Raw genomic sequence first — 13,940 nt, forward strand, 5'->3', positions numbered from 1 at the left:
CACCTGAACCATGACGATGGATCTGCCCGAGTGCACTGGGTCGTGGAAGGGTGCCGCCAACCGGCTGTGGAGGTGGGCTATGCGGAAGGGGCGGGTGTGGCGCGAGCCGCGGAACCCGTCGTACGACCCGATCCCAGGCTATGACCGCCGCGTCCTCCGTGGGGTCGTCGGTGTCCTGTGCCTTTCCTGATCATGTAGGTCCAAGGCAATTTCTTTCTGCGTGTCACTGCGAGCCTGTGGCCACCAGGGTCGCAGTGATGGGTTCAAGCTCGGTGATCAGTTCGTCGAGTTCGGCGGGGGACAGGGCGTCGTATGGCGGGGTGGCGAGTTCGTCGGTGAGGGTTTCGATGCGCTGTTTGGTCGCGCGGCCGGCGTCGGTGAAGCGGCCGTCGGTGTCGATGAGTCCGCGTTCGCGCATGCCGTCCATGACCGCGGACAGACGTTCTTTCGGCAGGTGATGGATGCGCCCGAACGCCTCTGGAGGGTGGATGCCCTGTTCCAGAGCTGAGAGCACGTGGGCCTCGGTGCCGCCGATGCGCGCGCCGACGAGGGCGGCGATGTGCCCGTCGCCGCGGTGCTCGCGCAGCATGGTCGCGGAATGCCACAGCCGGGCGACGGGGTCGCCGGGTACCTGAAGGGTGCGCATGCCCGCGTACATCACCCTGCCTTCGGTGGGGGCGTTCGTCGCGGCCTTGGTGGTGAGGTCTGCGGCGCGCGCCAGGCCTGGGGAGCCGGCCAGCGCGTCGCCGAGGATGCGCCGTAGGGAGGCCGCGCTGCCCCGCTCCCGAGCGGCGAGGGAGGCCTCGGGCGGGATCGTCTCCCAGGCGCTTGGGATGTGCCGTGCGGTTTCCCCGTCGCCGAAGTTGTAGAAGGCTGCGTGCACGACTTGGGCCGACACCCGTCCCAGTGGCGCCGCACGGCTGGCGAAGTAGCCGTCCCAGTAGGTGCGATGGCCGAGTGCGGCCAGTTCCTCGTTGCACTCGTCGGCGCAGTAGGTGACCAGACAGATCGGCTCCAGGAGCTCGAACATGCGGCGGGCGATGTCAGTCCTCGTGTGCAAGTGCGTCCTGCCCATCGGGCTCCCCCTTTGTTGGGTGTGCCGACTTGGACCGTCCGGCACACCACAACTCATCGGCGGCCGTGCAAATGGCTTGTCGTCTGCGTGGCTGTGTGCGCGCCCGCAGGGTTCTGGTCCCTCTGCTGCCGTTCGTCGAAGTGGTCCGGGTCCACGTCCGACCAGCGCAAGCCGGCGTCGGCGAGACGTGGTGCGGCAGTTCACGGGTGTGTCCCTTACGGCTTGAGGACGACTTTCTCGCAGTGGTCCTTCTTGTTCTTGAACAGGTCGTAGCCGGCCGGTGCCTCGGTCAGGGGCAGCCGGTGGGTGATGACCCGGGTGGGGTCGACCCTGCCCTGTTCGATGAGGCTCAGCAGCGGTTTCATGTACTTGTGCACGTGGCACTGCCCGGTGCGCATAGTCAGGGACCTGTTCATCCGGGCGCCTGCCGGGAACTTGTCGAGCAGTCCGCCGTAGACGCCGATGACGGACACCACGCCTCCGCTGCGGCAGGACAGGATGGCCTGGCGCAGGGCGTGTGGCCGGTCGGTCTCGGAGCGGACCGCCTGCTTGGCGCGGTCGTAGAGGTGGATGTGGGACGCACCGTGTGTGGCCTCCAGGCCGACCGCGTCGATGCACTTGTCGGAGCCCCGGCCGCCGGTGAGTTCGAGCAGTGCCGAGCGTACGTCGGTGTCCTCGAAGTTGATGGTGGCGTAGCCCTGGGCGGCGGCCATGTCTAGCCGGTATGGATCGTCCGCGAGGTCGGGCGCGGCACGGCGGGCGAGGTGGCCGACGGTCGGTCGGATCTCGCCATTGCCACCTTGGACGGAGCGCAGCTGCCAGCGGGGCTGGTGGCGAGCGGACTGTTCGAAGAGAGCTACTCCCTGGTGCATCCGGCCGGACACCCGGCTCCGCGCTCGCTGCCGCTCGTTGACTGGGCCGAGAACTGCGGCTCGTATACGCGTGCCTGGTGGGGCGCGCAGGACTGGATCCCGAGGGCCACGATCGAGGCCGAGGACGACGGAGCAGTGCTCTCGTTCGTGAACTCGTCCGCCGGGACGTCCCGCCCGACCGCCGGTCGACGGACGGAACTTCGTCCCCTCGGCCCGCATCTGTTCCAGCCGCTGCTTTAGATGCCGCTTGGGCGGCCGCGCGGTCCGCCTTCAAGCATCGTATGCATGGCCCCTGGGGTGTGGGTGCTCCCGACGTGGTGGTGCTCGCCGACGTGTGATTCACCACAGGCGGTTATGTTGTGCACAATTTAATTGCTGGCTACCGTCTGAAGTCGATACCACAGCACAGGGAGGCAACACCATGGATCCCGTCCGCTACGAGGATTACCGCCCCGCCGAACGTCAGACGTACCAGCAGGAGTTGGATGCGGTGGTGGCACAGGTGGCGCAGCGCACCCGCACCTCGGTCGAGCGCGAGGTCGTCGGCCGCGCCGTCCGCACGGCCCACGGAAAAACCTACGGCCTCCTCAAGGCCACGGTCACGGTCGGTGACAACCGCGGTTTCTACGGTCAGGGCATCTTCGCCCGACCCGCCGTGTACGACGCCGTCGTCCGCTACTCCAACGGCCTTGGCCATCAGCGCCCCGACCATCAGCTGGGCGCGGCGTGTGGGATGGGCATCAAGCTGTTCGGGGTCCCCGGCCCCTCACTGCTGGACGACGAACCGGACAGCGGTACTTTTGACCTCAACTTGATCAACAACGATGTCTTCTTCGCGAACACCGCCTACGACTACATGGTCATCGAGGACCTGTTCGCGGAGCTGCCGGAGGCCCTGGTGAACCCAGCCCGCCGCAAGACCTGGATGGCGGAGTTTCTGACCCGCCGGGGCACGCTCATCGATCCCGACAGCTGGCTGTGGGACGAACTGTTCGCCATGCTGTCGTTCACCACCGTCCCGCGCAGAAACCTGCTGTCGTACACCTACAACAGCATGGGCGCCTTCCGGTACGGCGACCACATCGCCAAGATCCGGACCGTGCCCACGACCGAGTCCGTGGCCTCCCTGACGCACGAAATCGTGGACGTGCGCGCGGACAATGAGGCGTTCCGCCACACACTCGTCGCCGAGGCCGCGGAACGGGATCACTCCTTCGAACTTCAGGTGCAGCTCAACACCGATCTGGCCCACATGCCGGTGGACAACACCTCCGTGAAGTGGCCCCAGGAACTGTCCCCGTGGGTGACCGTCGCCCGTGTGGCCCTCCCGCGCCAGGACATCGGCGGGGACGAGAACGTGGCGGCCGCCGACGCCACGTCGATCACACCGTGGCGCTCACGCGAAGAGCACCGGCCTGTCGGCGAGATCCAGCGGGTGCGGCAGGAGGTGTACCGGCGTTCGTCCATCGAACGGCACCGCATCAATGGACAGCAGCGGCGCGAACCGGTCAGCAGCGCGCAACTACTCGGATGAGCCGGCTCAGCCGCGTCCCGCCGCCAGCGCCGACCGCACTGGGATCGCGGCAGGGCGACAAGCGACCCGGCAACGGATTCTCGACGCCGCTCACGTGCTCTTCCCGGAGCGTGACCACGCGTAGCGGCGGGCCCTCCCAAGTGGCGAACCCGCCCGCACGGTGGGGCCCTGGGAGCGGCTGTAGCGGCGTCGGCTCGGCTCGGTCGACGGCCTGCCTCCTTCAGGGGCGCGGCGGAGTCGTGCCATCGCCGTCGCATGACCGCGGCTGCCCCGCCCGCATATGCCAGACGGACTACCGCAACCACGCAATCGTTCTGGGAGAGTGCGCCCTACCCCCTGCTCGGGAACGGCCATCTCGCCCAGCGGCGACCAGTCGTCCTGCGGAACGTTCGCGCTCATGATGCGGGGTGTTTCGACCGATAGCGCCAGCAGCGTCTGCTGCACGGTCTTGAAGTGCGCCCAGCGCACGCTCGTAAGAGGAAAGACCGCGGGTGCCCTGGTCACGTCCACGCCGGAACGGCGCACCCGTGCCAGGGCCTGCCGCAGGGGATCGGACGAGGCGGCCCCGCGCAGGAGGGTCAGCGGGTGGGGTCGAGAAGGATCTTGCGGACGCCGTCGGAGCGTCCTGCGAACAGTTCGTACGCCGCCGGGCCTTCGGAGAGGGGGAAGCGGTGGGAGACCAAGACCTCTGGCTTGATCCGGCCGGCACGGGTGAGGGCGATCAGAGTAGGGAGTTCGTAGTGCACAGAGCACAGCCCGATGGCGAACTCCAGTTCCTTGATTTGCGCAAGTCCCATATGGAAGGGGAAGGCCTTGCTCTGGCTGACTCCGATGACGCTGACCCGGCCGGCCTGCCGGACGGCCTTGAGGGCGAGCTCGATGGTGGCGTCCGAACCCACGGCCTCCACCACGGCGTCCGGCCCGCGTCCGTCGGTCATGTCCCGTATGGCTGTCCGCGCGTGCTCGCCCTCGACCGGCTCGACACCCAGGGTGGCGGCGAAGGCGCGGCGCTCCGCGACCAGGTCTGCGCCCAGCACCCGCGCGGCGCCCATCGCGAAGGCGGACTGGGCGGCCATGAGGCCGACCGGGCCGAGGCCGATGACCAGGACGGTCTCGCCGGGCTGGATGCGGGCTCGGCGGCAGCCGTACCAGGCCGTGGGGGCGTTGTCCGTCAGGGCGACGGCGGCCTCGTCGGAGATGCCCTCGGGCAAGTGCATCAGATTGACGTCGGCGTATGGCACCGTCAGGGCCTGGGCCTGGCTGCCCGGGAGCTGCGGACTCACTCCGTAGCAGAGGTCAGTGCTGGACGTGGCGCGCTCGCACCGGGCGGTGAACCCGGCCGCGCACGACCGGCACTGGTCACAGCCGACAGAGGCGGGCACCAGAACTCGGTCGCCGGGCCTGAAGCGGGTCACCTGGCCGCCGGCCTCGACAACTACCCCGACGCACTCGTGCCCCGGCGTGTAGCCCAGTTCCGGACTGAACGGGTTGCCGCGGAAGATGTGCAGGTCGCTGCCGCAGATGCCGGCCGCTGTCACCTGCACCACCGCGTCGGTGGGGCTGGTGACGGCCGGGTCGGAGACATCCCCGTAGCGGATGTCGTGACGGCCATGGTAGGTCAGTGCTTTCATCTTGTTTCTCCCCCTCAGGCCGGTCGGTCCGCGATCTTCAGCACGAGCTCGCCGTGGTTACCACGGAACAGGCGCAACAGGATCGCCTCCTCGGCGTGCTGCCAGCCGGTGGGTCGCGGCTCTCCCACCGGACGTGCGGCCAGGCGCACCTGGCCGTTGATTCTGCTCAACTCCGGCGGCTCCTTCGACGGTCGCGTTGGATCGGCGGCCGGCACGGTCGGCAGGCCGGCATCGGCGGGCACTGACGTTTGCACAGAGCATACCGGCCAGTCGGTACGGGTGGTGAGCGTATGGGTGCCGTGCCGTCGGAGACAAGGGGGAGCCCGGCGCGACATACGATTTATGCGCTCGGCCGCCTCAGGGTCCGTCTTCAAAGATCGTCTACTGTTGGATCATGGTGGGGTGATACGTCGCCATGAACTCACCGATCGAGAGCCAGGCTCGGCGTCGCGTTCCACGCGGACCGGGGCACGGGAAGCTGTCGCCTGACCGTCTGCACCGTGTGGTCGGAGCTCTCCGACTCACTTGCAGGGGCACGCGGCTGGCTGCTGTGACCGCTGAATCAAGCGAAGCATCCACTCTTCCCGTTCCATGGCGCGGACCAGAGGTCAAGATCCTTCCCTGCTCAGCCCTGCATGACGGGATGCAGCAGCTTAAGAGGTCCTAACAGAAGCCGTTGATCATGTGACTGTCAGCTCGGTTGCTCGTTGGTCCTGTTGTGGGGAAGAGGGAGGCGCGGCCATGGATCGTCTCGGACGAACTGTGGTCGCTGATCGAGCCGTTGCTGCCCAAGCCTGGCCCGAAGCTGGTCGAGGGCAGACCACGGGTGCCGGACCGGCAGGCGTTGTGCGGGATCTTGTTCGTGCTGCACACCGGCATCCAGTGGGAGTACCTGCCGCAGGAGCTGGGCTTCGGCTCGGGCATGACCTGCTGGCGGCGCCTGGCCGCGTGGAACGAGGCCGGGGTGTCGGACCAGCTGCATCTGGTGCTGCTGAAGAAGCTGCGGGCGGCGAACAAGCTGGACTGGTCGCGGGCGGTGATCGACTCCTCGCACGTGCGGGCAGCTCGCCGGGGCCCAAAAGCGGACCCAGCCCGGTCGACCGCGCACGGCCGGGCAGTAAGCACCATGTCATCACCGACGCCCAGGGCATCCCGCTCGCGGTGTCGCTGACCGGCGGAAACCGCAACGGTGTCACGCAGTTGCTGCCACTGGTCGACAGCGTTCCGGCTGTGGCAGGCGTCGTCGGCCGGCCCCGGCGCAGACCCGACGCCCTCCTGGCCGACCGTGGCTACGACCACGACAAGTACCGGCGCCTGCTGTGGCAGCGTGGCATCCGCCCGGTGATCGCCGAGCGAGGCGAGGAACATGCTTCCGGCCTGGGCATCTTCCGGTACGTCGTCGAGAGAACGATCGCCTGGCTGCACGGCTTCCGCCGCCTACTGGTTGCGGCACGCCGCAGCCACGGCTCGCAGCGACTCGTCCCGCTGGGACTCCGGGCTCCGCAGATCCGCCATGATGGGCGCCGCGAACGCGCACTACGAGTGCATCAAGGCGTTCGCCGAGACGGACTTCACCGAGGATCTGGAGAAGATCGATGTCACGGTGCTCGTCATGCACGGTACTGACGACCAGGTCGTGCCCTACGCGGACGCAGGTCCGAAGAGCGCGGAGATCCTGCGGAACGCGACCTTGGAGACCTACGAGGGGTTAGCCGCACGGCATGCTGCGTCCACCCGGACGTCCTCAACCCCGTCATCCTCGAGCTCCTCAAGGCGTAACCGGCCCGGCGATCAGCCGGTCAGTCCGATCACCAGCAGCATCGAACTCCTCGACGCGGAGTTCGGCGGGCGAGCCGTCGGGCAGTCCGGGCTCGGCGAAGCGGCTGCGGACGATGTCGAGGGCCTGTTCGGCAGTGGCCGGCGGGGCTGGGTGGTCCGAGGTCACAGAATGCCCTCCCTGATTCGGCTTCGCTGAGTGCTGGATCTTTATGCCCGTCAGAGCAGGCCGCAGCACATCTGCTCGGCGATCAGCCGCTACTTATGACAATGGCGGGCTATAAAAAGTCGGCGAGGTAGATGGTCGCTGTCTTGTCATATCGAGTGGCCAAGCACGCACCACTGCTTGAGTTTGTCGATGCGGTGCTCGTCGGCGCTGCGGGGTGAGGAGCAGGGCAGTCGGACCGCGTGCACTTCCCGTGGAGAGCGCGTACGGGAAGTGCACGCGTGGGGATAGGGCGGGACTGCGCCCAAGGCGCACGGGAGCCCGTTTCGGCCCGCCCGCCATCCCGGTACCGGCAGCAGATCCCGCACTCCCACCGTCCCGTGGCTCTGGGCGGGTGCGCCTCGCGGCCAAACTTCCGCAGCAGGTAGTGGGCCCGACCACCTGCTGCGGCTCGGCCGCATTGACAGCAGGACTCCTCCAACCCACTATGTGAGTGAGTGCTCACACGCTTTGGAGGAACGATGAGTGTGATCAGGACGGCTGGGCTGACCCGCCGTTTCGGTGATGTCACGGCTCTGGACGGGCTGACGCTGGAACTGCCGCGGGCGGGCGTGATCGGCCTGGTGGGCCCGAACGGGTCGGGAAAGTCGACTCTGATCCGTATGTTGCTCGGCTTGATCGCGCCGACGTCGGGAACGGCAGAGGTGCTGGACGAGCCGATCAGCACGCCCGGCCGCTATCTGAGCCGGGTCGGGGCTCTGGTGGAAAGCCCAGCGTTCATGCCCGGTCTGTCGGCCAGGGCGAACCTCATGTCGCTGGCTAGGCTTCGGGGCCTGCCTGCCTCGCGGGTGGAGGACGTACTCCAGATCGTCGGTCTGACCGGCCGGGACGCCGAGCCGGTCAAGCAGTTCTCGTTGGGTATGAAGCAGCGTCTGGGAATCGCCGCGGCCCTGCTGCCCGATCCGAAACTGCTGATCCTCGACGAGCCCACCAACGGTCTCGACCCGTCGGGCATCGTCGAAATCCGCGGGCTGCTCGCAGATTTGGCCGAGGCGGGCCGGACGGTCATTGTCTCCTCGCACCTTCTGGCTGAAATCGAGACGGTCTGTGACTTCCTGGTCGTCATCCGTTTTGGCCACCTCGTCTACTCCGGACCCGTCACCGACCTGCTCGCCCGCACGAAACAGCGCATCGAGATCACGGCCGAACACGAACGGGACACCTCGTCCCTGCTCGCACTGCTGTCTGCCGACGGCTGGCAGGTCGAGCACACCGCCAGTGGCCGCCTCAGCGTGACAGCGGACGAACGCCAGGGTGCCGAGCTGAACCGATGCGCCGCCCGCGGCGGCATCACCCTCACGTCGATGACCCCGGTGCGCGGCAGCCTGGAGGAGATCTTCCTGCAGATGACCGGCAGCAGCGACCAGGACCTCACTGCGGACCGCGCGGCGGCCGCGGAACGGAAGGCGTCATGATCAACACGGTGCGCAGCGAACTCCTCCGGACCCGCCGAAAGGGTGTCGTTCTCGGCTGGTTCGGCCTGACGATCCTGTTCACCGTCATGATCAACATGGTGATGGCGCAGGTCGTCGGCTCGTCCAACGCGCAACCACCAGGCGGCCCCGGGGTGTCGTTCCCGACGCTCGACCAGTGGCAGGCAGCCGACGGCATCACCGCGGGTCTGTCCTCGGCTGCCAGCATGTACGGAGTGGTCGCCCTGTCGTTCTGGGCGATCGTGACGGCCGGCGACTACAGCAGCGGCCTGATCCGGCTGACCGCCTCCGCCCAGCCCGACCGCGTCAAGCTACTGCTCGGCAAGGTCGGGGCACTGGCGCTGTGGACGGCCGCCGTCACGACGGTGGCGCTCATCGCCAACCTGATCATCGCCCCCATGGCGGCCCGGAGCGCGGAACTGGATGTCTCCGCGTGGGGCCAGGACGTCCTGCCGACCCTGGCCGGGGCGTGGTTCAACCTGTTCGTCACGCTGCTCGTTTGGGGTGTCATCGGACTCGTGCTGGCGCTGGTCACCCGCTCCGCGGCCGTCTCGATCTCGGTCGGCGTCGGTTACGTCCTGGTCGTCGAGGCGGTCATCACCGCTGCCCTCGACGCCATCGCGGACTGGACACCCGGAGCAACCCTCAGTGCGCTGGCCCAGGGCGGCACCAGCGTCATCCCCTACGGCACCGCCCTGGCGCTCGGAGCCCTCTACACCCTTCTAGGCTTGGGTGTCGCGCTCACCGTGTTCAAGCGCCGCGACATCACCGACTGACCGCAGCCCGCACGCCTTGAAGGGGAAGACGCCATGAGCGCACGCGGCGACGCCACCCGGACCAAGCTCGTCGACACCACCATCCGGCTCGTGAGTGAGGTCGGCTACGCCAAAACCACCACGCGTGCCATCGCACAGGCGGCCGGCGTCGCCGAAGGCACCCTCTACCGGCACTTCCCCGACAAGGCCACTCTCTTCGCCGAAGCCGTACTGCAGCAGAACAAGCACGTCGTCGACTGGATAGACACGCTGCCCGCCCGCGCCGGCACCCACACGGTCGCCGCCAACCTCACCGACTGCCTCACTCAGCTCGCCACCCTGCGCGCCGACATCCTGCCCCTCGAACTGGCCATCCTCACCGACCCCGAACTCGCTCGCGTCGCACCGCCCCCCGGTGCGCTGCCGGGCCCACCGGGACGTCTCGCCGAGTACCTACGCGCCGAACAGAAACTCGGCCGCTTGCGTGCCGATGCCGACGCCGACCACAGCGCTGTCGTCCTGCTGGCCCTGCTGTTCGGCATGGCTTTGAACCCGCCCATGGCCCCCGATCAGAATCTCCTCCCGTCCTTGCCCACCATCGCCGACACGGTCGACATCATCCTCAAAGGCATCGCACCTCGCCCCTAGGCAGTCGGGCCGACTGCACAAGCTGATGCGCCGCACGGCCGACACCCAGCGCCGGTCGGATACAAGGTCCCTCACGTCCTGCCGCCAGCGGTACTACGGCGAGCTACCGGCTCGCCGCTGGAGTCGTGCGATCAACAGCGTCATGACGCAGATCACTTGCAGGAGACGGGTGACCACGACACCACGACCCGATTCCCAAGGACGTGCATGAACCACAGAGGTGGAACGTGACCCCGATGCGAGACAACGGCGCCGCGACCGTCCCGGCGACGGCCGCGAGCGGCGGGTGCGACGGCTCGGTCATCGAACGGTTCTGGGAGACGCCCGACGCGTTCGCCGTGATCTTCGACCGCTACGCCGACGACATCCACCGCTACATCGCCCGGCGCCTCGGCTCCGACACAGACGACCTGATGGCGGAGACCTTCGTGATCGCCTTCCAGCGGCGGCGCGGCGGCGGCGCTACGACCCGGCCATCCCGCACGCCCGCCCCTGGCTGTACGGGATCGCCACGGCTTCCTCAACGGGTGGCCAGTAGCAGGTCAGCCCCACACCCGCACACCGGCGGAGCATCGCACACGGCGGGCGTGCCGGGCGGCGCGTCTGGCCGATCAGGCTCGTGACAGCTGCGGGGGAGACTCGGTGAGGGGGCAGACTTCCCGGTTCGTGCGCGGAGGACGGCGACGCGGTGACGATCGGCACAGACCCACACCAGTCAACTTGCGCGGCACGTACCGGACGGGAGACTGGTGGTGTGGGCAGGGATGACTTGGGCCTCCCGGACGTCGTCCGGGCCTGTCTCTTCGACCTCGACGGGGTGCTGACGAAGACGGCGGTCGTGCATGCTGCAGCGTGGCAAGAGACCTTCGACGACTTCCTGCGGCGCCATGACGGTCCCGGCTTCCGCGCCTTCGACCCGGTGAACGACTACGACGAATATGTGGACGGTCGCCCCCGCGCCGACGGGGTGAGAACGTTTTTGGCCTCGCGTGGCATCGCGCTTCCTGAGGGCTCGGACAACGAAGAGCCCGAGGCCGACACCGTGCACGGGCTCGGTAGACGCAAAAATGAGCTCCTGCTGCAAAAGATCCGCACCGAGGGGATAGAGGCCTATCCCGGTTCCCGCCGCTACGTCGAGGCGGTGCGGGCGGGCGGATTGTCCACGGCCGTGGTGTCTTCCAGTGCCAACTGCCGCGACATCCTCCTCTCGGTTGGTATGCACGATCAGTTCGACGTGCGGATCGATGGCATCGTCGCCGCGCAACGCCGTCTTCCGGGCAAGCCGCATCCCGCCACCTTCCTCGCGGCTGCCCAGGACCTCGGTGTGGAGCCTGAGACAGCGGCAGTCTTCGAGGACGCGCTGGCAGGTATGGACGCCGGGCGGTCCGGTCACTTCGGCTACGTGATCGGCGTCGACCGCGTCGGTCAAGCAGAAGCGCTGAGTCGCCACGGTGCCGACATCGTCGTCGAGGATCTTGCCGAACTGTTGAGGGGCAGGCCGTGATCAATCATTCTGCCTACGAGGTGGAGCCATGGCAGGTACGTGAAACGGCGCTGCACTGGGACGTGCTGGCCCAGAGTGAATCCATCTTCGCTCTGTCCAACGGTCATGTGGGCTGGCGTGGCAACCTCGACGAGGGCGAACCCCACGGCCTGCCCGGCTGCTATCTCAACGGTGTCCATGAACGACACCCGCTGCCGTACGCCGAGGCCGGTTATGGGTTTCCCGAGTCCGGCCAGACGGTCATCAACGTCACCAACGGCAAGCTCATCCGACTTTTGGTCGAGGACGAGCCGTTTGACCTTCGTTACGGTCGGATACGCATGCACGAGCGGATTTTGGATTTGCGCGCCGGACTGCTGCATCGCACCTGCGAGTGGACCTCGCCCGCCGGCAGGACCGTCAGAGTGCGCTCCACTCGTCTGGTCTCTTTCACCCAGCGGGCCGTCGCTGCCATCGCCTACGAGGTGGAACCACTCGACGGCCCGGTAAGCCTCGTCATCCAGTCCGAACTCATCGCCAATGAGCAGCTACCCACTCTCACCGGCGATCCGCGGGTCGCGGCTGCTTTGGAGCACCCACTACGAGCAGAGGAAAACGCCGCTCAGGAAGCACGGTTGCGTCTGATCCATCGCACAGTCGACACCGATCTGCGGATCGCGGCCGCCGCCGACCACAACGTGAGCGGGCCGTCAGACCTCTGTACCTCGTCGGAGAGCGCGGTCGACGTGGGCCGCTTCACGGTCATCACCGAACTGAAGGACGGCGAAACGCTCCGTCTCGAGAAGTTCGTCTCCTATGGCTGGTCGGCGGCTCGATCCCTGCCTGCGCTGCGAGACCAGGTGGAGGCCGCCCTCGCCAGCGCTCGAAACACCGGCTGGCAGGGTCTGGTCGACCAACAGCGCGCATTCCTGGACGACTTCTGGAGACACGCGGACGTGGAGATCGAAGGCGACACGGAAATCCAGCAGGCTGTCCGCTTTGCCCTCTACCATGTGCTTCAGGCCGCCGCCAGGGCCGAGCAACGTGCGGTACCGGCCAAAGGATTGACCGGTTCCGGATACGACGGACATGGGTTCTGGGACACCGAGATATTCGTCCTCCCATTGCTCACTTTTGTCCACCCTGCCTGCGTCGCCGAGGCCCTGCGCTGGCGCCAGGACACCCTCCCCGCGGCGCGCGCACGTGCCCGTCAATTCGGTCTGAGGGGTGCGGCATTCCCCTGGCGCACCATCGACGGATCGGAGTGCTCAGGTTACTGGCCAGCCGGAACCGCCGCTTTTCACATCAATGCCGATGTCGCCCATGCTGCGGTGTGCTACGTCTCAGTCACCAACGACCAGGAATTCGAACGCGACACGTGCGTGGAGTTGCTGGTGGAAACGGCGCGGCTCTGGCTCTCGCTCGGTCACCATGACTCGCACGGTCGTTTCCACATAGACGGCGTCACCGGCCCCGACGAGTACAGCGCAGTGGGGAACGACAACGTGTACACCAACCTCATGGCCCAGAAGAACCTGCTGGCAGCCGCCGACGTTGCCGAACGCCACGGCCAACAGGCCGCAGCCCTCGGCGCGGAGCAGGAAGAAATCGCCGCCTGGCGAGACGCCGCCCATGCGATGGCCATCCCCTACAACGCTCAGCTCGGCATCCATGAGCAGTCAGCCGGCTTCACCCGCCAAGCAAGGTGGGACTTCTCCGCCACCGGACCTGAAGACTATCCACTGATGCTGCATTTCCCCTACTTCGAGCTGTACCGAAAACAGGTGGTCAAGCAAGCGGATCTCGTACTGGCCATGTACCTGCGAACGGATGCTTTCGATGACGACCAAAAGGCCCGCTCGTTCGCCTACTACGAGCCGCTCACCGTCCGTGATTCCTCTCTCTCGGCGTGCGTCCAGGCTGTTATGGCCGCCGAGGTCGGCCATCTGCGCCTTGCCTACGACTACCTCGGCGAGGCCGCGCTGATGGACCTCGACGATCTGGAGAACAACACCCGCGACGGCTTGCACATCGCATCCCTGGCCGGCTCATGGATCGCACTGGTCGCCGGCTTCGGGGGCATGCGCTACGGCGACGGCACTCTGCACTTCGCTCCCAGATTGCCCGAGAGGCTCGCCCGCCTGACGTTTTCGGTGCATGTGCAACACCAGTGCCTACGGGTGTCGATCGACCACTCGCAGGCTGTCTACTCACTGACCGACGGGGAATCGCTGACACTACTGCACTACGGAGAGGCACTGACAGTATTCCGTGACAGACCGCAGACACGTCCCGTCAAACGCCCTGCCCCCCTGCCAGAACCTGCTCAGCCCAAAGGGCGCCGCCCTGGACGCCCTCACTGAACGGGGGCAGGACGAGTGGGTGTGACAGAGGTCCGAGAGAGGGCCACAGGATTCCCCTTCGGCCTAGACCTCCTCGACCTGGTTGATTGTGGATTTGGCCTGCGGCCCGCATCAGCGCCGCGATGCCTTCGCCGAGGGCCTCGC

Annotated in this window: 12 protein-coding genes and 3 pseudogenes; 10 read left to right on the plus strand and 5 right to left on the minus strand. The window is 67.2% G+C overall.

Annotated features, from left to right (window positions below):
• Window positions 1-223: 223 nt before the first annotated feature.
• Both ACZ7JA_RS27565 and ACZ7JA_RS27570 read right to left on the minus strand, forming a co-directional pair.
• Window positions 224-1,030 carry an SCO6745 family protein gene (locus tag ACZ7JA_RS27565; RefSeq protein ID WP_470810983.1) on the minus strand — a complete coding sequence of 269 codons (807 nt, stop codon included), beginning with the start codon at window positions 1,028-1,030 and terminating at the stop codon, window positions 224-226.
• 260 nt (window positions 1,031-1,290) lie between these two features.
• A complete protein-coding gene (locus ACZ7JA_RS27570) occupies window positions 1,291-1,788 on the minus strand; it encodes an MDR/zinc-dependent alcohol dehydrogenase-like family protein (RefSeq protein WP_470810985.1) in 498 nt (165 codons plus the stop codon).
• Between the two features lie 9 nt (window positions 1,789-1,797).
• Between ACZ7JA_RS27570 and ACZ7JA_RS27575 the strand changes: the two are divergent.
• Window positions 1,798-2,112: pseudogene (locus tag ACZ7JA_RS27575) on the plus strand (LysR family transcriptional regulator); the annotation flags it as partial.
• 256 nt (window positions 2,113-2,368) lie between these two features.
• Window positions 2,369-3,481 carry a catalase family protein gene (locus ACZ7JA_RS27580; protein ID WP_351669486.1) on the plus strand — a complete coding sequence of 371 codons (1,113 nt, stop codon included), beginning with the start codon at window positions 2,369-2,371 and terminating at the stop codon, window positions 3,479-3,481.
• 578 nt (window positions 3,482-4,059) lie between these two features.
• Here ACZ7JA_RS27580 and ACZ7JA_RS27585 read toward each other — a convergent pair.
• On the minus strand, window positions 4,060-5,112 hold the full coding sequence (locus ACZ7JA_RS27585) for an alcohol dehydrogenase catalytic domain-containing protein (protein ID WP_351669488.1): 1,053 nt from the start codon (window positions 5,110-5,112) through the stop codon (window positions 4,060-4,062).
• Window positions 5,113-5,126: 14 nt separating this feature from the next.
• Window positions 5,127-5,282: a hypothetical protein gene (locus tag ACZ7JA_RS27590; protein WP_470810987.1), complete on the minus strand. Its 156-nt coding sequence runs from the start codon at window positions 5,280-5,282 to the stop codon at window positions 5,127-5,129.
• A gap of 548 nt (window positions 5,283-5,830) precedes the next feature.
• Here ACZ7JA_RS27590 and ACZ7JA_RS27595 point away from each other — a divergent pair.
• A pseudogene (locus tag ACZ7JA_RS27595) lies at window positions 5,831-6,558 on the plus strand (IS5 family transposase); the annotation flags it as partial.
• Between the two features lie 67 nt (window positions 6,559-6,625).
• A pseudogene (locus tag ACZ7JA_RS27600) lies at window positions 6,626-6,891 on the plus strand (alpha/beta fold hydrolase); the annotation flags it as partial.
• On the opposite strand, the gene ACZ7JA_RS27605 reads toward ACZ7JA_RS27600, so the two are convergent.
• Complete coding sequence (locus ACZ7JA_RS27605; RefSeq protein WP_470810989.1) at window positions 6,881-7,057, minus strand: hypothetical protein; 177 nt, start codon at window positions 7,055-7,057, stop codon at window positions 6,881-6,883. The pseudogene ACZ7JA_RS27600 and the gene ACZ7JA_RS27605 sit on opposite strands and share 11 nt — an antisense overlap.
• Before the next feature lie 518 nt (window positions 7,058-7,575).
• Here ACZ7JA_RS27605 and ACZ7JA_RS27610 point away from each other — a divergent pair.
• From ACZ7JA_RS27610 to ACZ7JA_RS27635, 6 genes are all read left to right on the plus strand, one after another.
• Window positions 7,576-8,529 carry an ABC transporter ATP-binding protein gene (locus ACZ7JA_RS27610; protein ID WP_351669494.1) on the plus strand — a complete coding sequence of 318 codons (954 nt, stop codon included), beginning with the start codon at window positions 7,576-7,578 and terminating at the stop codon, window positions 8,527-8,529.
• Window positions 8,526-9,323, plus strand: coding sequence for a hypothetical protein (locus ACZ7JA_RS27615; protein ID WP_351669496.1), 798 nt, complete (start codon window positions 8,526-8,528; stop codon window positions 9,321-9,323). Before ACZ7JA_RS27610 ends, ACZ7JA_RS27615 begins: the two co-directional genes overlap by 4 nt.
• A 33-nt stretch (window positions 9,324-9,356) precedes the next feature.
• A complete protein-coding gene (locus tag ACZ7JA_RS27620; RefSeq protein WP_351669498.1) occupies window positions 9,357-9,950 on the plus strand; it encodes a TetR/AcrR family transcriptional regulator in 594 nt (197 codons plus the stop codon).
• A 236-nt stretch (window positions 9,951-10,186) separates the two neighbouring features.
• Window positions 10,187-10,573, plus strand: coding sequence for an RNA polymerase sigma factor (locus ACZ7JA_RS27625; RefSeq protein ID WP_470810992.1), 387 nt, complete (start codon window positions 10,187-10,189; stop codon window positions 10,571-10,573).
• Window positions 10,574-10,704: 131 nt separating this feature from the next.
• Window positions 10,705-11,454, plus strand: a complete 750-nt coding sequence (locus ACZ7JA_RS27630; protein ID WP_470810994.1) for a beta-phosphoglucomutase family hydrolase — start codon at window positions 10,705-10,707, stop codon at window positions 11,452-11,454.
• A complete protein-coding gene (locus tag ACZ7JA_RS27635; RefSeq protein WP_470810996.1) occupies window positions 11,451-13,796 on the plus strand; it encodes a glycoside hydrolase family 65 protein in 2,346 nt (781 codons plus the stop codon). The genes ACZ7JA_RS27630 and ACZ7JA_RS27635 overlap by 4 nt, the downstream gene beginning before the upstream one ends.
• Window positions 13,797-13,940 lie beyond the last annotated feature (144 nt).

The sequence above is a fragment of the Streptomyces sp. NPDC038135 genome (assembly GCF_055601245.1).